19 protein-coding genes are annotated in these 20,327 nt (G+C 40.5%); 9 read left to right on the forward strand and 10 right to left on the reverse strand.

Annotated elements, in window-relative coordinates; genetic code table 11:
• The first annotated feature begins 82 nt into the window (after nucleotides 1-82).
• Nucleotides 83-940: a CBS domain-containing protein gene (locus MOB01S_RS04990; protein WP_066802295.1), complete on the forward strand. Its 858-nt coding sequence runs from the start codon at nucleotides 83-85 to the stop codon at nucleotides 938-940.
• Nucleotides 941-1,249: 309 nt separating this feature from the next.
• On the opposite strand, the gene serS is transcribed toward MOB01S_RS04990, so the two are convergent.
• Complete coding sequence (serS, locus tag MOB01S_RS04995; protein WP_066802296.1) at nucleotides 1,250-2,512, reverse strand: serine--tRNA ligase; 1,263 nt, start codon at nucleotides 2,510-2,512, stop codon at nucleotides 1,250-1,252.
• Between the two features lie 132 nt (nucleotides 2,513-2,644).
• On the opposite strand from serS, the gene MOB01S_RS05000 reads away from it, so the two are divergent.
• The 3 genes from MOB01S_RS05000 to MOB01S_RS05010 all read left to right on the forward strand — a co-directional run bounded on the left by MOB01S_RS05000 (nucleotide 2,645) and on the right by MOB01S_RS05010 (nucleotide 4,707).
• Nucleotides 2,645-3,307, forward strand: a complete 663-nt coding sequence (locus MOB01S_RS05000) for a YcxB family protein (protein WP_066802297.1) — start codon at nucleotides 2,645-2,647, stop codon at nucleotides 3,305-3,307.
• Between the two features lie 172 nt (nucleotides 3,308-3,479).
• Nucleotides 3,480-3,950: a Dps family protein gene (locus tag MOB01S_RS05005; protein ID WP_066802298.1), complete on the forward strand. Its 471-nt coding sequence runs from the start codon at nucleotides 3,480-3,482 to the stop codon at nucleotides 3,948-3,950.
• A 130-nt stretch (nucleotides 3,951-4,080) separates the two neighbouring features.
• The gene (locus MOB01S_RS05010; RefSeq protein WP_084349620.1) at nucleotides 4,081-4,707 is read left to right on the forward strand and encodes a DUF2062 domain-containing protein; all 627 of its coding nucleotides are present in this window, start codon (nucleotides 4,081-4,083) and stop codon (nucleotides 4,705-4,707) included.
• A gap of 47 nt (nucleotides 4,708-4,754) precedes the next feature.
• Here MOB01S_RS05010 and lolD read toward each other — a convergent pair whose 3' ends face one another.
• Nucleotides 4,755-5,429 carry a lipoprotein-releasing ABC transporter ATP-binding protein LolD gene (gene lolD, locus MOB01S_RS05015; RefSeq protein WP_066802299.1) on the reverse strand — a complete coding sequence of 225 codons (675 nt, stop codon included), beginning with the start codon at nucleotides 5,427-5,429 and terminating at the stop codon, nucleotides 4,755-4,757.
• 11 nt (nucleotides 5,430-5,440) lie between these two features.
• A complete protein-coding gene (locus tag MOB01S_RS05020) occupies nucleotides 5,441-6,679 on the reverse strand; it encodes a lipoprotein-releasing ABC transporter permease subunit (protein ID WP_066802300.1) in 1,239 nt (412 codons plus the stop codon).
• A 145-nt stretch (nucleotides 6,680-6,824) separates the two neighbouring features.
• Here MOB01S_RS05020 and MOB01S_RS05025 point away from each other — a divergent pair, with 145 nt between their 5' ends.
• Entirely contained in the window at nucleotides 6,825-7,793 is a 969-nt protein-coding gene (locus tag MOB01S_RS05025; RefSeq protein WP_066802302.1) for a hypothetical protein, read from the forward strand.
• 38 nt (nucleotides 7,794-7,831) lie between these two features.
• Here MOB01S_RS05025 and MOB01S_RS05030 read toward each other — a convergent pair whose 3' ends face one another.
• Nucleotides 7,832-9,049: a hypothetical protein gene (locus MOB01S_RS05030; protein ID WP_066802304.1), complete on the reverse strand. Its 1,218-nt coding sequence runs from the start codon at nucleotides 9,047-9,049 to the stop codon at nucleotides 7,832-7,834.
• 127 nt (nucleotides 9,050-9,176) lie between these two features.
• Here MOB01S_RS05030 and metG point away from each other — a divergent pair, with 127 nt between their 5' ends.
• From metG to MOB01S_RS05045, 3 genes are all read left to right on the forward strand, one after another.
• Nucleotides 9,177-11,231: a methionine--tRNA ligase gene (metG, locus tag MOB01S_RS05035; protein WP_066802305.1), complete on the forward strand. Its 2,055-nt coding sequence runs from the start codon at nucleotides 9,177-9,179 to the stop codon at nucleotides 11,229-11,231.
• A gap of 64 nt (nucleotides 11,232-11,295) precedes the next feature.
• Nucleotides 11,296-12,330: an NYN domain-containing protein gene (locus tag MOB01S_RS05040; protein WP_066802307.1), complete on the forward strand. Its 1,035-nt coding sequence runs from the start codon at nucleotides 11,296-11,298 to the stop codon at nucleotides 12,328-12,330.
• Between the two features lie 129 nt (nucleotides 12,331-12,459).
• The gene (locus MOB01S_RS05045; RefSeq protein ID WP_066802308.1) at nucleotides 12,460-13,128 is read left to right on the forward strand and encodes a TIGR04219 family outer membrane beta-barrel protein; all 669 of its coding nucleotides are present in this window, start codon (nucleotides 12,460-12,462) and stop codon (nucleotides 13,126-13,128) included.
• Between the two features lie 39 nt (nucleotides 13,129-13,167).
• Here MOB01S_RS05045 and MOB01S_RS05050 read toward each other — a convergent pair whose 3' ends face one another.
• On the reverse strand, nucleotides 13,168-13,665 hold the full coding sequence (locus MOB01S_RS05050) for a hypothetical protein (RefSeq protein ID WP_066802309.1): 498 nt from the start codon (nucleotides 13,663-13,665) through the stop codon (nucleotides 13,168-13,170).
• A 78-nt stretch (nucleotides 13,666-13,743) separates the two neighbouring features.
• On the opposite strand from MOB01S_RS05050, the gene MOB01S_RS05055 reads away from it, so the two are divergent.
• On the forward strand, nucleotides 13,744-14,559 hold the full coding sequence (locus MOB01S_RS05055; protein ID WP_066802310.1) for a hypothetical protein: 816 nt from the start codon (nucleotides 13,744-13,746) through the stop codon (nucleotides 14,557-14,559).
• Between the two features lie 80 nt (nucleotides 14,560-14,639).
• Here MOB01S_RS05055 and gcvP read toward each other — a convergent pair whose 3' ends face one another.
• From gcvP to gcvT, 5 genes are all read right to left on the reverse strand, one after another.
• The gene (gene gcvP, locus MOB01S_RS05060; protein ID WP_066802311.1) at nucleotides 14,640-17,483 is read right to left on the reverse strand and encodes an aminomethyl-transferring glycine dehydrogenase; all 2,844 of its coding nucleotides are present in this window, start codon (nucleotides 17,481-17,483) and stop codon (nucleotides 14,640-14,642) included.
• 170 nt (nucleotides 17,484-17,653) lie between these two features.
• Nucleotides 17,654-18,286 carry a hypothetical protein gene (locus MOB01S_RS05065; protein ID WP_066802313.1) on the reverse strand — a complete coding sequence of 211 codons (633 nt, stop codon included), beginning with the start codon at nucleotides 18,284-18,286 and terminating at the stop codon, nucleotides 17,654-17,656.
• Nucleotides 18,287-18,366: 80 nt separating this feature from the next.
• On the reverse strand, nucleotides 18,367-18,747 hold the full coding sequence (gene gcvH, locus MOB01S_RS05070) for a glycine cleavage system protein GcvH (RefSeq protein ID WP_066802315.1): 381 nt from the start codon (nucleotides 18,745-18,747) through the stop codon (nucleotides 18,367-18,369).
• Nucleotides 18,748-18,756: 9 nt separating this feature from the next.
• Nucleotides 18,757-19,215: a hypothetical protein gene (locus tag MOB01S_RS05075; protein WP_066802317.1), complete on the reverse strand. Its 459-nt coding sequence runs from the start codon at nucleotides 19,213-19,215 to the stop codon at nucleotides 18,757-18,759.
• 3 nt (nucleotides 19,216-19,218) lie between these two features.
• On the reverse strand, nucleotides 19,219-20,319 hold the full coding sequence (gene gcvT, locus MOB01S_RS05080; protein WP_066802319.1) for a glycine cleavage system aminomethyltransferase GcvT: 1,101 nt from the start codon (nucleotides 20,317-20,319) through the stop codon (nucleotides 19,219-19,221).
• Nucleotides 20,320-20,327 lie beyond the last annotated feature (8 nt).

Raw genomic sequence — 20,327 nt, forward strand, 5'->3', positions numbered from 1 at the left:
AAATGACAAAAAATAATTGCATATTTGGCAAAAATACGATAAAGTAAACACTTATTTTTCATAGAGGTTAAAAATAACACCAATGTCAGACGATAGTAGTAGTTGGCGACGTGGTTTAAAGCGTTGGCTCTCCACCGCCCCAGAAACTCGTGATGATTTGTTAAACCTTATCCAAGAATCCAGACGTTTTTTGGATTCTGATATGGTGGATATGCTAGAAGGCGTACTGGATTTGCCTGCCACACAGGTGCGTGAAATCATGACACCACGCCCCCAAGTAAAAGCCATTGGTAGTGATGATGATTTATCGGACATATTAAAACTTGTGCTTGATAGTGAGCATTCTCGCTACCCTGTCTTTGATACGCATGATGACGATACAGTGCTTGGCATTTTACTTGTAAAAGATTTGATTGGCATATTACACCAACGTTTAGACACGCCAGACATACCATTATCACTGGACAAACTTGTCAGAAAACCCCTGTACATCGCCGAGACCGCTCGTGCTGACACCCTACTCCGTTCCCTACAAAAGGCTCAGGTTCATATGGCGATAGTTGTTGATGAGTTTGGCTCGGTGGTAGGTGTGGTTACCATGGAAGATTTGTTAGAAGAAATTGTTGGTGACATTGTGGACGAACACGATGACATAGACGAAGATAGCACAATCAACAACATCATTCCCCACGCTGAAAAAAATAATGTTTGGTTGGTGCAAGCCTCCACACCCATCTATGATTGCAATAATGAATTAGGCACAACCTTTGATGACACCGATGTAGATACGATGGGCGGTTTGGTCATGCAAGCACTTGGAGCGGTTAGTCATTTGGAAGGTGAAATGGTCATCATCAATGACTGGCAAATTACCGTCATTGATGTTGAGGGGAGATTTATTCATTTGCTAGAATTAAGTCAAGTAGCAAACGAATCATAAATTACATAAAACCTGACTTTTGTCGGGTTTTACTTTTGTAAAATGGTGCAAACTTAAATACATTTCAAAAATAGAATTTGTGCATATTAGTAAATTCTATTTAAAATAAACACAGGTTTTTTGTTTGTGGTGAGTTTGTCAAACCATAAAGAAAAACCCTAAAAAATAAAAGGCAAGGGCGATTGTTAAACTTTTGCATTGCTTTTTAATTTGGTTGTGCCACAATCACACAACCAAATAAAATTCAAACAAACAAAAGAGTGCCAACGGTACAAGATATGTATAATTATTGGCACACATTTGATTGATTTACCCAATCACTTCCAAACCACCCATATAACCAACCAACACTTTTGGTACAGTAATGGTGCCATCAGCATTTTGGTAATTTTCCATAATGGCAAGCAAGGTGCGACCCACCGCAAGTCCAGAGCCGTTTAAGGTATGCACAAGCTCACTTTTTTTGCCATCTTTGATACGAGCCTGCATACGCCGTGCCTGAAAGTCGCCACAGTTGGAACAGCTAGAAATCTCACGATAGGTATTTTGAGACGGTAGCCACACTTCAATGTCATAGGTCTTTGTCGCAGAAAAGCCCATATCGCCCGTACACAAGGTAATGACACGATAAGGTAGCTCCAACGCTTGCAAAATACTCTGTGCCTGCAAAGTCATCTCTTCTAGTGCGTCCATAGAAGTTTCGGGTTTGACAATTTGCACCATTTCCACCTTTTCAAACTGGTGCTGGCGAATCAAGCCCCTTGTGTCTCGTCCTGCCGACCCCGCCTCACTTCTAAAACAAGGGGTGTGGGCGGTAAGTTTAATAGGCAACTCATCACCACTTAAAATCACATCTCTGACGGTATTTGTTAAGGGAATTTCAGAAGTTGAAATCAAATAATAATCCTTTTCACGCAAGCGAAACAAATCCTCTTCAAATTTAGGCAATTGCCCTGTACCTTGCAAGCTTTGACTATTGACAATGTACGGCACATACATTTCGGTGTAGCCAGCCTTGGTGTGGGTATCTAGCATAAACTGCACTAAGGCACGGTTTAGCTTGGCAAGCTGTCCACGAAGGACGCTAAATCGTGACCCTGTCAATTTGGTTGCCAGCTCAAAATCAAGCAGCCCCAAGCCCTCACCCAAATCGGTGTGGTCTTTGATGGCAAAGTCAAACACTCGTGGCACGCCCCATTTTAACACCTCTACATTGTCGTTCTCATCCGCTCCCACAGGCACAGACTCATCGGGCAGATTGGGGATTTTTAGGCTCTCGCTTTCAATTTTTGCTAATAATTCTTTTAATTTATCTTCACAAATTTTCATCTGTTCGCTGACGGCACTCATTGTTGCCATTAGCTCATCGGTGTTTTGACCGTTTTTCTTTAACAGACCAATCTGTTTTGCCCCTTCGTTTTTTTGGGCTTGTAGGTTTTCGGTTTCTACTTGCAGGGATTTTCTTTGTGTTTCTAAGTCTTGCCAAAAAGCAATGTCAAGCTCATAGCCACGAGTGGCAAGTTTTTCTTTTAGGGTGGTCAAATCGCCACGAAGTAATTTGGGGTCTAACATGATATTACCTTTGATATAAAATTTAGGTTAATGATAGCAAATTTACCACAAAATTTCACTTGTTTTTATTTTAACGGTTTATTTTTTGGTAAGTTTTGGGTAAGATAAGCATTTTTAGTTTCGGATACGATTATGAGCAAAAAATCCAAACCACAAGCCCTTTATCCCTACACCCTACAACCTGTCGCTCTAAATTTGACCGAAGATGAATTTAAGTCCGCCCAATTTGCCCTGTTTGAACGTAGCAAAAACGCCTACGGTCTAAAATCCCTACGCAAAACCGAATGGATTGTACTGGCGGTAATGACGGTGGTTGCAATACTAGGATTGGTCTTTGTCAAAAATTATTCTGTCATCATTTTTTGGCTCATGCTGATATTGGTGGCGTTGTATTTGGTGGTACGCACCGTTGGGCTAAAAAAATACATGGAAAAAGAATATCAAAAACAAGTTGATAGCACCCATCTGCCTGATGAAATGAAAGATTTAAAAGTAGGTGTACAAAGTCATGGCTTGGTCATCTCTATGCCCAGACAAAATATGCCAAACAGCAAAGAAATGCGTGGCATTAATATGGCTCACGCCAGCACTCAACAAGGCATAATCCCTTGGTCGGCGGTCAGCTCGTGGGATGAAACAGAACATTTTTTATACATCATGTTTGAGTTGCAAGGTCAAAAAGGTAGCCAAATCATTCCCAAACGCCTAAACCCCACCCTACCCATTGACAGCATCAAAAAGCATTTACAAGAAATCACGCCAAAGGGCTTGAAAACTGACGGAATGGTAATATAATAATGATTATCATTAAATCCCCTAATAATAGTAGGGCATTTATTGAATAAATTGATGATAGTCATAAAAATCGTCAATTTTACTTATCATAGAAGTATGATATGCTTAGCTAAGCAAATTGATATGTTATTATCAATTTAAATTTTTAAACAAACCAATACGGAGAAACCGCATGGCGACCAATCAAATCGGACTGGCAAATGCAGAATTAACCCCAGTCATCAAAGCCCTAAACGCCCTACTATCAAGCTACCACATCTTTTACATCAACGTGCGTGGTTACCATTGGAACATCAAAGGTGAGCATTTTTTCACTTTACACCCTAAATTTGAAGAGCTTTATACCGAAATCCAACTACAAATTGACGCCATTGCTGAGCGGATTTTGACTTTGGGTGGTACGCCACTACACGCTTATAGCGAATTTAGCACAAACACCAAACTTGCCGAAGACCAAAACATCTACGAAGGTCGCGCTTGTGTTGAAGGTGTGGTTAGAGGCTTGCAAGCCTTGATTGAAGAGCAACGTGCTCTTGCCGAACTTGCCGAACAAGCAGGCGATCAAGGCTCAGTAGACCTTGTATCAGAATACGTCCAAGCCCAAGAAAAAGAAGTGTGGATGTACAATGCTTTCTTAGGCTAGTTTTTACCAAACACAAAACTCTCTTGATTATCAAGGGAGTTTTATTTTGTTACAAGTATTGTACGTAAAAATTTGGGAACGAATAGTAAAATTTGATATAATCAATCGGTCTATTTTTATTTTATCAACCATGCCCAAACAACGCCTAAAAGCTTGGCTACCCACCCCCGAATCACTGCGTGAAAACAAAGTGATTGGGTGGTTTGCACCCTTTTTGGCTGACCCTAGACTGTGGCAATTAAACCGCAACTCCCTAAGACGAGGGGTTTATGTGGGCGTGTTGTGTGCCTTTTTCCCCCTACCCGGTCAAATGCCACTTGCTATTATTGGGGCATTACTCACTCGTGCCAATATTCCCATGTCTATCGCCCTGACATGGATTACCAACCCTTTGACAACCATTCCTGTGTTTTGGTTTGCGTATATGGTGGGTGCAAAACTCTTGGGTGAACCGCTCATTGGGCTTAGAGAGGTTGGCGTAATCTTGACAGAATTAACCCTATGGATTTTTGGTTCTGGTAGTCCACCTGCCCATCATGTATTTTCGTTCACCGCCTTTGTGCTTGGTTTGTGCATTACAGGTATTGTTAGTAGTATCTTAGCTGGGCTGATTTTTCGTCTCGTATGGCGATGGCAGATTGTGGCAGATTGGCGTAAACGACACGGCTACAACGAAAATGCCCCCAAGTTTAGCAACCAAAAGGGGCATAAAAATCGTGAAAGCCAGCAAAATGGCACAGATGATTTTTCTATTTAAAAAACAGATTTTTGATAAAAATCTGTTTTTTGGTAAACTTTAACCATTCAAACCCACGCCCCACTCTTCATTTCTAGCACCCTATCAGCACGGCTTGCTAACTGCCTATCGTGCGTTACCATAATAAGTGCCATACCCAGATTATTTTGTAATTCTGACAACAAATCAAACACTGCTTTGGCATTGTCATCATCTAAGTTACCTGTCGGCTCATCAGCCAGCACCAGTTTTGGCTCACTCACCAACGCACGAGCAATCGCCACACGCTGACGCTCACCACCTGATAGCTCACTTGGACGATGGTGAGTACGGTGCGACAGACCCACTTTATCAAGCAGGGCATTGGCACGTTCTTTGGCTTGTCTGATGGATACATCATGACGCATGAGCAAGGGCATGGCGACATTTTCGGTGGCACTAAATTCTGGCAACAAATGATGAAATTGATAAATAAAACCCAAACTCTCATTTCTAAGTTTGCCTCGTTGGGTTTCGTTTAAATGATTGATACATACGCCATTGACCCAAACTTCACCTGTGGTTGGCGTATCAAGCCCCCCCAAAAGATGTAAAAGTGTGCTTTTGCCAGAACCACTACTACCCACAATGGCAAGCCGTTCGCCTTTTTGAACCGTCAAATCCAATCCAGAGAGTACGGCGGTTTTGATTTTACCTTCATCATAAATCTTACTGATGTTTTTGGCTTCTAAAATGACACTCATTATCTTTTTCCTTATTCATAACGCAAGGTTTGGGCAGGCTGGATTTTGGAGGCTCGCAACGCAGGATAAATCGTCATCAAAAACGACAACAAAAATGACGATGACGTAATGATAACCACGTCAAGCACTTTGACCTGAGATGGCAGATAATTAACAGGATAAGCATCAAACAAATGCAAATTCATGACTTCGTTGACCCAACTTAACAAATCTCCCACCGTCATCGCAAAAGTTACCCCCAAAATCGTCCCTGCCACCGTACCAATCACTCCAATAATCATGCCCTGAACCATAAAAACTTGCATGATAAGGCGTGGGCTTGCCCCAAAGGTCTTTAAGATAGCAATGTCGGACTTTTTGTCAGTAACAAGCATAACAAGGCTCGATACGATGTTAAAAGATGCAATCACCACGATTAAAAAGAGCAGTAAGCCAATCATCGCCTTTTCCATTTGAATGGCACTAAATAAGTTACCATGCGTACTCGTCCAATCATTTGCCATCAGACGCTGTGGGTCTAGGGCTTGGGCTTTTTGGCTGGCTTGTGGAGCAACAAACAAATCATTCATCTTGAAGCGAATGCCCTGAGCCCCTTCTGGTAAACGCAGTAGCACGCCTGCATCACGCATAGAGACATAACCCATGTGGCTATCAATCTCTTGACTGATATTGTACACCCCCACCACCGTAAAGCGTTTAAAGCGAGGTACAATCCCCGCCACAGATGGCGATGCTTCGGGCAATACGAGCGTTACTTTATCACCCAATCCCGCACCTATTGATTCTGCCATGCTTTTACCAAGCACGATGCCAAACTCGCCTGATTTTAAGTTGTCAAACTCGCCTGCTTTCATGTGATTGGCAATGATAGAGACTTTTTTTTCGTATTCAGGTTCAACACCATAAACCATAATCCCAGCAACCTGCCCATTGGCGGTGAGCATGCCTTGAAGCTGGATAAATGGGGCGGTTGCTACGATGTTTTTGTCATTCTTTTCAATCTGTTTGGCAAGCTCTTGCCAATCTGGAAGAATCTCATAAGACGTAACAGATGCTTGGGAAACCATGCCCAAAATACGAGTTTTTAACTCTCTGTCAAAGCCATTCATCACCGACAAAACAGTAATCAGTACTGCCACCCCAAGCGTCAAACCAATCATAGAAATCAAGGAAATGAACGAAATGAAGCCGTTTTTGCGTTCGGCTCTGGTGTACCGCAAACCAATAAATAAAGCCAAAGGGCGAAACATAATCTTTCTCAAAACAAATTTGCGATAGTTTACCTTATTTTGGATTATTAAGTTTAAGTTTTTTGGGAAAATTTTGGCATAAAGATTGATTTTTTAAAAAAATCCCCCTATTTAAGAGCAAAAGTGACACTCTATCGGACACATCATGACAGGTCAAACCACTCAATATCACTACAAATACACCACGACACCCATTTCAACCAAACCACCAAAAGTGGATTTGCCGTGTGAAAAAAACGCCAACCATGGCGACCATTGGGCGATTTTGACAGACGACATTACAAACGTGGCAGATTGGTTCCAACAAACGCTTGACACCGCCAAAGTTCCCACAGGATTGACTGCCAGCACCACACAGGACGATAAGCTATTAATCGCCCAAGACACCACTTGCCACATCAAGCAAATATTTTCCCTAGAAAATGGGCGACCCACCGAATTTATCAACGCCTACCCAAGCGTGGACAGTCCTTATGGCGTGCATTGTATGATTGAACGAGTGATTTGTTGTGAACACACCTCTGATGCCATTTTACGCCTTAGCACCAAAGACGGCACAACGCTTTATGCGTTTGACCAACTTTATGCCATAAATCAACATCACTACCAAACAAATAAACAATACTACGCCAATTTTAGTGCATGGGCATACAACATCGAGCCATCTGACCAAAGTGAAACCATCTTGGTTGACGACCCCAAAGCCATACGTTACCACCGTGCTTTTAACGACATTGTCTCTGCCAACGGTGGGCAAGTCCCCAAAGACATAGATGACAAAATCCGTGCATGGCAACCTGACGACCCAAATAGCGTGCTTGCTCCTGTGGAGATTAATTTTGGGCATAGCTGTATCTACCTTTTTGGTGAAACGTTTGGGCAAGAAGATGAAGCATGGTGTCAAGGGCAAGTTTTTGGCATTCATCGCACTCGCTTTTTTGATAAAGAGCTGATGCTTTTTGATGTGGTGATTTTGCGTGAACCTGACAGTGAGCCACTCGTGGTGAGGATTGCCACCCCTACCACCGCCGAAAACCAAAAAATCGCCGTCCACGACTATGTCCAAGCCAACATCTGGCTACAAGTGGCGATTTATGGCGAAAATCAAAAATAAAAAAATGGGGTCAATCGCCCCATTTTTTATTTTTAATATCACTCTTCTAATGCCCAATCCCTATCATTCATCGCTCGTTTGATGATAAATCCCACCAAAGCCAACAACACAATCAATAAAATCACACCCATCATCAATAATGACATATGATTTTTATAAAAAGACATAATGATGATAAATAAATTCAAACAAATCACCAACAAAGCGACAATCAATCCAACCCAAGAAATCACGCCCATGTGATGATAAAATCCCGACAATTCATAATCCAACAAATCACCCATGTCATTATCATCAGCCATTTGATAAAATTCATCAACTTCTTGTTTGGCATGGCGATAAGGAATACCTGCAACATAATAAAAAACCACTATAACAATAAATAACACGCCTGCCCCCATTTTCATGCCTGCAAAAAAGACCATGATAGATATAAATAACAACAAAGTTGCTAAACCCCCAAATAAAATCCGCCACGTTTGACCACTTGCTCCCACACGGCATTTAAATTGTTGTTTTTTAAATTTTTCAAAGTCTTGTTGCTTTTGTATTTGTGCTTGTAATGCACTTTCATCAATCACCTCAATACCACGAATAAAGCGTTTATTGATAAAATAAAACACAACAGATGGCAATCCAAATAAAATCACTGACCAAATAAGTTGCCATTTGCGTTTGTACTGACTGGCTTTAAATTTATCCAATTGAGCATTAAATTCATAAATCTTTTGTCCATTAATCTCAATTTCATAAGCCAAACCATCATGCGACCATATCTTTGCCATTTGTCCATGATAAGCATATACTTTATCACACGCATCATAACCATCATCGTCATCACAATGAAACCGACTGCCATCAATCACCAAATAATAAAAATCTCTTGCCCTCTTACCACTTGTGCGATGATGTCCCCGAGTCTCTGGCACAATCCCTGTGATGGTAGTCGCTTGGGATTTATCATGAATCAACTCTGGGGCAAATAGCAATCCAGAATGTAAAAAACCTGCATATATCAACCCAAACACAGGCATCAAAAAAGTACTATTGTTGGGTCTAATTGGTGGTGTGCGATATTTATAAATGGTTAATGCCCCAACTACCATAAAAATACACATCATAAATACATAAAATCCCCCCACCAAAAAATAACCAATCGCAATTGCCAACACCCATACAATAACATACGTCATTAAAAATTGAGTGGCACTTATTTTATCAATGAAGGTTTGCATTTTTTCAATGAGCAATGACATATCCTTACCCTTATTTTTTTAAATAACGCCTCATAATAACAAATTTATTCATGGTTTTGTAGCCAAATTTAGGCTATAATAAACACCATTTTTCCAGATTTTTCAAAAATAACACAAAAGGTACGCCATGACAGCCAAACGCCAAATTCTTGTTACCAACGCCCTACCCTACGCCAACGGCCCAATCCATATGGGACATCTACTAGGCTACATCCAAGCCGACATTTGGGTGCGTGCCATGCGGTCGGCAGGTCATGACGTGATTTATGTCTGTGCTGATGATGCACATGGCACAGCGATTATGTTACGAGCCGAAGCAAATGGCATTAGCCCAGAAGAGCAAATCAAAAACGTCCAAGTAGAACATGAACGTGATTTTGCAGGCTTTAACGTTGCCTTTGACTATTATGACAGCACACATTCGGACACCAATCGCAAACGCTCCGAAGAGATTTATCTTGCCAATGAAAAAGCCGGCAACATCAGCATTCGCCCTGTTACCCAGCTTTTTGACCCCCAAAAACAAATGTTCTTATCCGACCGTTTTATCAAAGGTACTTGCCCTACATGCAAAACGGACGACCAGTATGGGGACGCTTGTGAAAAATGTGGTACAACCTACAACGCCACCGATTTATTAAATCCACGCTCCACCCTAAGCGGAGCAACCCCCACCCTAAAAGAATCCGACCATTATTTTTTCAATTTGCCAAACTTCACTAAATTTTTGCAAACATGGACAAGAGACGAGGGACGACTACCCACCTCCATCGCCAACAAACTTGATGAATGGTTTGAAGCTGGCTTATCTGATTGGGACATTAGCCGTGATAAACCTTATTTTGGTTTTAAAATTCCCAATACCCAAGACAAATATTTTTATGTTTGGGTAGATGCCCCAATTGGCTATATGGCAAGTTTTGAAAATTACATCAAAGCCCACCGCCCTGATATTACTTTTGAAGATTATTGGAAAAAAGATTCTGATAAAGAAGTGTATCATTTTATCGGCAAAGACATTGTTTATTTCCATGCCCTATTTTGGCCTGCCATGTTACATGGGGCGAATTATCGCACGCCCACCTCATTATTCGTCAATGGCTTTTTGACCGTCAATGGCGAAAAAATGAGTAAATCTCGTGGCACATTCATCAAAGCCGAAACTTATTTAAAACATCTGAACCCTGAATATTTGCGTTATTATTTTGCCTCCAAATTATCTGATAAAGTAGAAGATTCAGATTTAAACCTTGATGATTTTGTGTTAAAAGTCAATTCGGATTTGGTGGGTAAAGTTGTCAATATCGCCAGTCGCTGTGCCAAATTTATCAACACCCAATTTAACAACAAACTTTCTGATACTTGTACAGAAAGCGATTTGGTCAATAGCTTTATTGCCAAAGGTGATGAAATTATCAAATATTATGAAAATCGTGAATTTAGCACCGCCATTCGTGAGATTATGGCACTTGCCGACATTGCCAACCAATATATTGATGAGAAAAAACCTTGGGCATTGGCAAAAGAAAATCCAAACAGTACCGATGTCCAAGACATTTGTTCGGTAGGGTTAAACCTATTTCACAAAATCATGATTTATTTATCACCTGTATTACCAACATTGGCAAAAGAGTCCAAAGCATTTTTAAATGTTGAAAGTTTGGATTTTCATGCTCGTTTTGATGTTTTGACACATTCCATTCATGAATTTATACCACTCATGCAACGAGTTGACCCAAAAAAAGTACAGGCGATGGTTGATGATTCCAAAGAAGATTTACAAACTGCCCAAACCAACCAACAATCTAATAAAAAGACCAGTAAAAAAGAGAGTAAACCTGTGGAAACCAACAACGAATTTATCGGCATTGATGATTTTGCCAAAGTCCAAATGAAAGTCGCCAAAGTCCTAGAATGTAATAAAGTTGAGGGGGCGGATAAATTACTTCAATTCACCCTTGATGTGGGCGAAGAAAAAACTCGTAATGTATTTAGTGGTATTGCTAAGTTTTATACACCCGAAGAACTGCAAGGCAAAACCGTCATTTGCGTTACCAACCTTGCACCCCGCAAGATGAAATTTGGCATCAGCGAAGGCATGATTTTATCCGCCGAAAAAGACGGGCAACTTACCGTTGTGTTACTGCCTGATAGCATGGTAGCTGGGGCGACTTTGGCTTAAATTAAAGCATTGAAAATTGCCACTATTTTTGTAGTGGCAATTTAATGGTAAAAATGGAATAAACATGTTAAAAAATATTGCCGTTCTCATTGATGCAGACAATGTCAGCAGTCAAAAAATTGATTGGATTTTTAATAAAATTGGCACACTTGGTACAATCGCTGTCAAACGTATTTACGGCGATTTTACCAAACCGAATTTATCATCTTGGGAAGATGCTATTTTAAAATACGCCATTGAGAAAAAACACCAAACCAGTTATAGTACAGGTAAAAATTCCAGCGACCTTGCTCTTGCCATTGATGCGATTGATTTATGGCATACAGATAGATATGATGGTTTTTGTATTGTTTCATCGGACAGTGATTTTATTGGCTTGGCATTACGCCTCAGACAGAGTAATATTCAAGTCTTTGGTTTTGGGGAAAACAAAACCATTAAAGAGTTTACTATTGCTTGTGATAAATTTTTTGAAATTCCAAGCGAACAGAATAATGGCAGTATTACCACCAAAGCAACCAAAGAAAATAAATCCAATCAAGCCAACACCCAGTCAAACACTAAGAAAAAAGCTGATTTAAATCCCAACGATAAAACACAAGAGTTATCAAAACCAAAATTAACAAGCGAACAATTAAAAAAACAGACGATTCTCATTAACGCCATAAAAGATAGTATTGCTAAGAATATTAACAAAATAAATGGATATTCAGAATTTAAAAAAGTTACACAATATTTGAATACAAAGTACCCAACGATAAAAGCTAGTAATTATGGTTATGCCGAATGGCATTCATTGCTCAATCAATTGGATTTTTTTGAAATAAAAACTGTTTATGAAGTTTTATGTATACGAATTAGAACCCCCTATATCGCACCAATAAAGCAATCAAAACCCCCAATCAAATACATAACAAAACCCTTAAAGTATAAAATAATGCTCATGATTGATAAAGCTCCCATTAAAGATAAGTATGGCTATACTGATTTGAATTACATTGAAGAACAGCTTAAAATTATGAGCATCAATATTGAAGATTATCATTGTAAAGACATCAAATCTTTTTTAAGAAAAGTGGGTTGTATTTTAAAAGATTAATTTTTAGTCAATGAAGTTAATTTTTAACAAAACCCATTACTCTGAGTTTATCAAATCATCTTAAATAGACATATACACAGAGTAAAAGTCCAGTCCGACCACTCCCTAACTTTTTACGCGAGAAACTTTATGAAAAAATTACTTTGCTTAACCGCACTTCTTGCCAGCACTGCCCACGCTGACACTTTGTATGGACTTTATGTAGACGCAAATTATTGGCACGCTAGCAACGAAACCACCCAAAACAACACCAACACCAAGCACAAGGACGGTGGGCAACTCATGGTGTCGGCAAGCCTAGAACATGGTGTGCCTTTCGTCCCCAACGCTCGTGTTCACCATGTTAGCCTTGACAGTACCGAAAAAACCACCGACATCAAACACGACCTATCTAGCACCGATGTTATCGCCTATTATGAATTGCTAGACAACATGGTAAACCTAGACGTAGGTTTGGGGGCAAAAATTTTGGAAGGTGAAATTGAGGGCAAAAACACAGATAGTACCACCGATTTATCAAAAACTTTGCCCATGGCGTATGTGAGTGCAGGGGTCAAACTACCCCTGACAGGTCTGTCCGCCAAAGCCGAAGTTGGCGTGGCTCACAACAACAAATACAAAGCCACCGATGCCCAAGCCGAAATCAAATACAACTTTATTGATAAAGCATTTATTGATGTTGGTGGCAAATTGGGCTATCGCATGATAAATATTGAAGCAGATAAATTATTAAAAGATGATAGTGATTATAAAAATGAATTTAAAGGTCCTTATGCTGGATTAGAAATTCATTTTTAATGATGTTTTAAAAAGCCCAAAATACGGTTTTTGGGCTTTTTATTTGCCCGTATATTCGCACGTTGGCAAATGCAGTCCAATGTCTTTAATATCAGGGGTGGTACAAGACCAATCAATATAACTATCTTGGTGAATGGTGGGGGTAAAAATCAGCGTCCCTTTACTTTGGGCATTATCAATGTGAATGGTAACAACGGAATGATTGTCTAATTTGACTGATTTAATTTTACTGCTCGGTGTCCAATTGGGTGGCAAATTCAAATCCACCAATGATTTGGGTAATTCTCCCCTATCAAATAAATAATGTTGCATATCCATTCTGATTTGCTCAAAACCAGCTTTTGCCAGTTGAATGCTTTCGTGGTCAAAGGCGATTTGTTTGATTTGTGCCATTTTTTCTTCGTTTTTGGCATTTAATTCTTGCTCAATATGATTAATGGCTTGTTTTTCGGCTTGACCGCTAAATAAATAAATGAATAAGCCTATTAATATTATTAACAGCACAATGATAATGCTAAGTAAGGTATTGGTTTTCATCAGTTTTCCAAATTATATAATACCTTATTATAGATAAAATTACCTCACATCGTCAAATGTTATTACAATAATTTTTCTATGAATACCATCAATAACCCCATTCGCCACACAGCCCCCATTCCGCCCAATATGACAGGGCGAGTGGCGGACATTGAGCGTGATATTGTCAAAATTCTTAATGATGAGATATTGGCAAATTATTCTTTGACAGATAAACAGTTTTCTGACTTTATTGAGCAGTTGCCAATTATTGAATATAGAGAAAGTGAATTTGCTTTTGTGATTAAATGCTTAATGATTGTTGCTGTTGGAGTGCTATTTGGGTATTGGGCGATATTAAGTTTATTAAATATTTCCACCAATTTTATTTTTGCCATTACCGCTTGTTTTTGTGCTTATATTTGCGTGCGAGTGCTATTTTCTGAAATGCCCAGACAATTTAACCTTTATCATCACCGTGAACATTGTATTATTGATAATTGTCAATTAAAGGTAAGAAAAAAAGATTGGTTGGGTTATTTTGATGTTGATTTGACTATTATTGACTTTAAAGACATTTATCATATTGCTTGTGAGCCTGTAAAATCTGGCAGGAGTTTTTATTATGCAATCAATGTTTATTATCTGACATATAGTGATGATGAAATGTTTTATCGGAAAAATGTTATTGAGTTGTATGCTTATGCGTATTTTAAAGAAAAGGTTATCAATAAAGCCATTAGACTAAAATATTTGGTAGATGATTATCATCAACATTTTGGCAAAGCAAAAATGCCTAAAATCATCTATGTCAAGCAACTTTCTTTTGAAGAATTTGCCAAACAAAATAAGAATTATCAAGATGATTGGGATAAGGACGAATGGAGTAAAGATGATTGGAAAGATAATTGGTAATGGTAAAATGCCAACAAAAAACACCACCCAATTTTCATTGAGTGGTATTTTTCATCTCAAACTACAAATAACCCAAAAGATTATTCATAATTCTCAATAGAAGGACAAGAACAAATCAAATTCTTATCGCCATAGACATCGTCCACACGCCCCACGCTTGGCCAAAACTTATGAGCCTTGACATAAGGCAGGGGGAATGCCCCGACTTCACGGCTATACGGTCTGTCCCATTCGCCCACGATAACAGCTTGGGTATGCGGTGCATTGACCAGCGGGTTATTGTCAGCAGTCCAACCCTCTGCCCCTGCCTTGACTTTCAACGCCTCTTGTTTGATTTGTTTTAGGGCAGAGATAAAGCGGTCAAGCTCATCAATGCTCTCAGACTCTGTCGGCTCAATCATCAGCGTACCAGCCACAGGGAAACTCATTGTCGGTGCGTGGAAACCATAATCCATCAAACGCTTGGCAATGTCGGTCTCAGTAATGCCTGTTTCTTCTTTTAGGGGGCGAATGTCAATGATACATTCGTGTGCCACGCGTCCGTTTTTGCCTGTATAAAGCACAGGATAGTCGTCTGACAGCGATTTGGCGACATAGTTGGCGTTCAGTAGGGCTTGTTTGGTCGCTGATAATAGCCCATCACGCCCCATCATTGTGATGTACATCCACGAGATGGGCAAAATGCTTGCTGAGCCATAAGGGGCAGATGATACTGCACCTTGACCAGATTGGGCATTAAATACAGGATTGACCGTATGGCTTGCAATGAATGGAGCAAGGTGTGATTTTAGTCCAATGGGTCCCATACCCGGACCGCCACCGCCGTGTGGAATACAGAATGTTTTGTGCAAATTCATATGCAAAACATCCGCCCCCACATCGGCAGGACGCATTAGGGCGACTTGGGCGTTCATATTGGCACCGTCCATATACACCTGTCCACCGTGTTTGTGGATAAGGTCGCAAATGTCTCTGATACCTTCTTCAAACACACCGTGCGTGGACGGATAAGTAATCATCAACGCCCCAAGTTTATCGCTATGCTGTTCACATTTGGCTTTTAAATCGTCAATGTCCACATTGCCATAGTCATCGGTAGCAACCACCACAACTTGCATTCCCATCATTTGAGCGGTGGCAGGGTTGGTACCGTGTGCCGAGCGAGGGATTAGGCAGACCGTGCGGTCATTGTCATTATGGCTTTCGTGATAACGGCGAATGGCAAGAAGCCCTGCGTATTCACCGCTTGCCCCAGAGTTGGGTTGCATACTGATTTCATCAAAGCCTGTGATTGCCTTTAACTGCTCTTGTAGGCTTTCAATCATCTGGATATAACCTTTGGTGTCTTCACTTGGGGCAAATGGGTGAACATTTGCAAACTCGTTCCAAGTAATCGGAAGCATTTCGCTGGTGGCGTTTAGCTTCATTGTACAAGAACCCAAAGAAATCATTGAACGGTTCATCGCCAAGTCTTTGTCTTCCAAAGATTTTAAATAGCGAAGCATTTGATGTTCGGTGTGATAGCTGTTAAAAGTGGGGTGGGTCAAAAACTCATCGGTGCGATTTAAGTCGCCCAAAATATTTTCTACCTTATCCAAATTGCCAGTTACCCCAAAGATTGCACAAAGCTCGTTAAACTCTACTTCATCGGTCAGCTCGTGGAAAGATACGCCCACGAGATTATCTTTATAAAATAGGTTATAACCTTTTGATTTTGCTGATTTTACCAATTCATCGGCTTTATCGGTTTTAAGCGTTACCGTGTCAAAAAATACATCGCTTACCACCTGATAATCGCCTTTGACGGCATTATAAAACGCCACCGCCAAAGCGTGAATACGACTGGCAATACGCTTTAAGCCTGTCGCTCCGTGATAGACGGCATACATACCTGCTAGGTTGGCAAGTAGCACTTGTGAAGTACAAATGTTAGAATTTGCCTTTTCACGGCGAATATGCTGTTCACGAGTTTGTAGTGCCATTCTAAGAGCGGTGTTGCCTTGTGCATCTTTGGATACGCCAATGATACGACCGGGGGCTTGGCGTTTGTCCTTGTCTTTAAAGGCAAAGTAGGCTGCGTGCGGTCCGCCAAAGCCCATCGGAATGCCAAAACGCTGGGTGCTACCAAGTGCAATGTCCGCTCCCATATCGGCAGGGGATTTCAGTAGCACAAGGCTCATAATGTCCGCCCCGACAATGGCATACGCTCCTTTGGCTTTGACGGCAGAGATGGCATTGGTCAAGTCGGCAACATCGCCATCTTTACCGACATATTGAAAATACGCCCCAAAATAGTCGCCAGTTTTGGCGGTCTCAAAGTTGCCCACCACCACCTCAAAGCCAAAATATTTGGCACGAGTGTGAATCACATCAAGGGTTTGTGGATAGGTGCGTGCGTCCACAAAAAAGGCATTGGACTTAGATTTACTGCACCGCTGTGCCATTGCCATTGCCTCAGCTGCTGCTGTGCCCTCGTCCAGTAGGCTTGCCCCTGCTAGGTCCATACCCGTTAGGTCAATGCACACTTGTTGGAAGTTTAACAAGGCTTCCAAACGCCCTTGGGCAATCTCGGCTTGATAAGGGGTGTAGGCGGTGTACCAACCGGGGTTTTCTAGCACATTTCGCTGGATAACGGCAGGCAGTCTGGCAGGACTGTATCCTTGACCGATATAGCTTTTGGCAACGGTGATGTTGTCCGCCATTTGACGAAGTTTGGCAAGGGCGTTATGCTCACTCATCGCAAGGGGCAAATCAAGGGCTTTATTTAAACGCACCGATGACGGCACCACGCTGTCCACAAACTCATCAAGGCTATTTGCCCCAACGGTTTTTAGCATTTTGTCTTGGGCGGATTGGTCATTGCCTAGATGACGGTGTACGAAAGCATTTTCGTAAAATAGGTCGGAAAAGGTATTAAAACTCATCATTTATCCTTAATAGGTTGAGATTAAAAAATTTAATTAAAAATAGTACAGTTAAAATACGATTTTGAATTAAATTTTAATTAAGTTTTGGGGTGAGGTGCGTATTACGCACCAATTTAAAAATTATCCAAAACGGTGCGTAATACGCACCTTACTTTCTAAAATGCCAATCAATCAACTTCCCCATTCGCTACATCATCAAGAAATTCTTGGATATAAATACGAGCTTCTTGTTTGGTCATAAACTTATTTAAAAAATCAAGCAATGAGCCTTTATTTGTTATTTCTTCAAAATAAACTTCGTGGTCTGTACCAAATACGGTTGGATTATCCGAGTTTATGTCATTGGTGCATATAAAATAATGGTCTGGATAACCATAGCTATAAATAAAGATTAAAAATTCTGGTGCTTTACCACCTGTAACTTCCAAGCATTGAGATAAATCAATGTCATCATCTAAAAAATCAGCAGACCATTCATTATAATCAGGTGTGTTGGGTGTTAAAGGGGTGAATAATTGAGTTTGCCAAAAAGCTTGTCCAACGGCTGTTTCGTCATCATCGGCGGAAACATAATATTGGTTAATGGCTTTATCAATAAATTGTTCTGTATTATTTAATAATGATTGATTATTATCATAAAATTCATCATAAAAATCATAAAAAGGTTCTTCATCAGGTCTTTTAAAATGTAATACTTCTTTAAAAGTAATTTTCTGTAAATCATCAATCAAATATTGTCCTGTGGTTTGGCTAATATCGCCACCCAACTTAGCAATACGATTTAAAATTTGTTGTTTCATAAAAGCCCTTTTATGATTATTAGATGAAAAATAAAATCAAGCGTAAATTCATCAAAAAACTTACGCTTGTTTTTGTCAGATTACAAACTGCTCTCGTACTCATCAGCCGTCATCAAGCTGTCATAATCGGCAGGGTTGGCAGGCTTAATTTTAACAAACCACGCCTTGCCATAAGGGTCTTCATTGGCAAGCTCTGGGCTATCCACCAACTCCTCGTTGATTTCAACGATTTCGCCACCAATCGGAGCATAGACATCACTTGCGGCTTTAACGCTCTCAACGACCGCAATCTCTTCATCAGCAGAGACGGTGCGACCGACTTCTGGCAATTCCACAAAGACCACATCGCCAAGCAAATCTTGGGCGTGGTCAGTAATACCAACGGTGATGATACCGTCATCTTCTAGTTTTAGCCATTCGTGGCTGGCTACATATTTCAATTCGCTGGGAATGTTACTCATAAAAAACTCCTAATTTTGGGGTTTGGGGGTTAATAAAAAACTTAAACAACAACCAAATATAAAATAAGAAATCCAAATAATTGAGTACATTATAATTATATGTTGATTATCTGAAATAAATCCAATAACAATACCTAATGTACCAATAGAACTTGACAATAAATATAGGGTCTTTGGTATTTCAATCAATGTTTTGTCAATTGCTTTTTCAAGAAAAGGAAGGTTTTCATTCATATTTTTAAATATTCTATTAAATAGAGTTAACAATCCTGCAATAACAATTACAGCAAAACAGGTAAACATAAACTCTTTTAATGTAAGATTATTTATTTTTGATAATATGAAATCTTCTAAGCCTTTCTCGTCTTGAAAAAAATTACTTATAAACACACTAATAAGAAAGAATATCGCAGATTGTACCAAACAAGTGAACAGTTCGCCTGCAATAAAGCTTACTTTATTTTTCATATATCAATCAAACTGCTTTTTCCCATTTCTGACAAATGGTAATTTAAGCACTCGCACTTCCACTTCCTTGCCACGCATAATCACTTTTGCCGTATCGCCATTAAAGTCGGACGGCACACGAGCAATGGCGATGGATTGATTAAGACTTGGGCTAAACACGCCACTGGTGGTAATGCCACTGCCGTTTTCAGTAACCACTTCCATTCCTGCACGCATGACGCCTTTACTTTCTAATAAAAGCCCCACTTGTTTGACTTTGACCCCTGCTGATTTTAGGGCAACAAGGGCGGATTTGCCGACAAATTCACGATTTTCGTCTTTTAAATCCACCGTCCACGCCATACCTGCTTCAAGTGGGCTTACCTCATCGGTCATATCGTTGCCATACAGGTTCATACCTGCTTCCATACGCAAAGTATCCCTTGCCCCAAGACCGCAAGGTGCAACACCTGCCCCTACCAATTCATCAAAAAATGCACAAGCCTTATCGGCAGGTAAAATCACTTCCACACCATCTTCGCCTGTGTAGCCTGTACGAGCGACAAAGAAGTCTTGTCCCATATCAGCCCCAACAAAGGGTTTTAGGGCGTTGACTGTTTCTGCCCATTGTGGGCGAATGGAGAGTAGTTTTTGAACAGCTTTTGGACCTTGTATGGCAAGCATTGCCAAATCATAGCGAGGGGTAATGCTTACGCCAAACTCACTACCAATTTTGTTAAATTGGGCAAGGTCTTTTTCACGAGTTGCGCCATTGGAGACGATGCGGTAGGTGGTTTCTGCTTCATTGGTGCGATAGACAATCAAGTCGTCCATCACACCGCCATTGTCGTTGAGCATTGCCGAATATAACGCCTTGCCAACAAAGCTAAGTTTGGCGACATCGTTGGCAATCAGTTTTTGAAAAAAGGCTTTGGCTTTATCGCCCGCCACATCGGATACCAGCATATGACTGACATCAAACAGTCCTGCATCTGTGCGAACGGCATTGTGTTCGTCAATTTGTGAGCCATAATTGACAGGGAGCTCCCAACCGCCAAAGTCCACAAGTTTGCCGTTGTGAGCGGTGTGAGCATCAAAAAGAGGGGTGCGTTTTAGTTCAGACATTGGGTTTT

Origin of the sequence: Moraxella oblonga NBRC 102422, assembly GCF_001598275.1 — a bacterium.
Lineage (GTDB): Bacteria > Pseudomonadota > Gammaproteobacteria > Pseudomonadales > Moraxellaceae > Moraxella > Moraxella oblonga.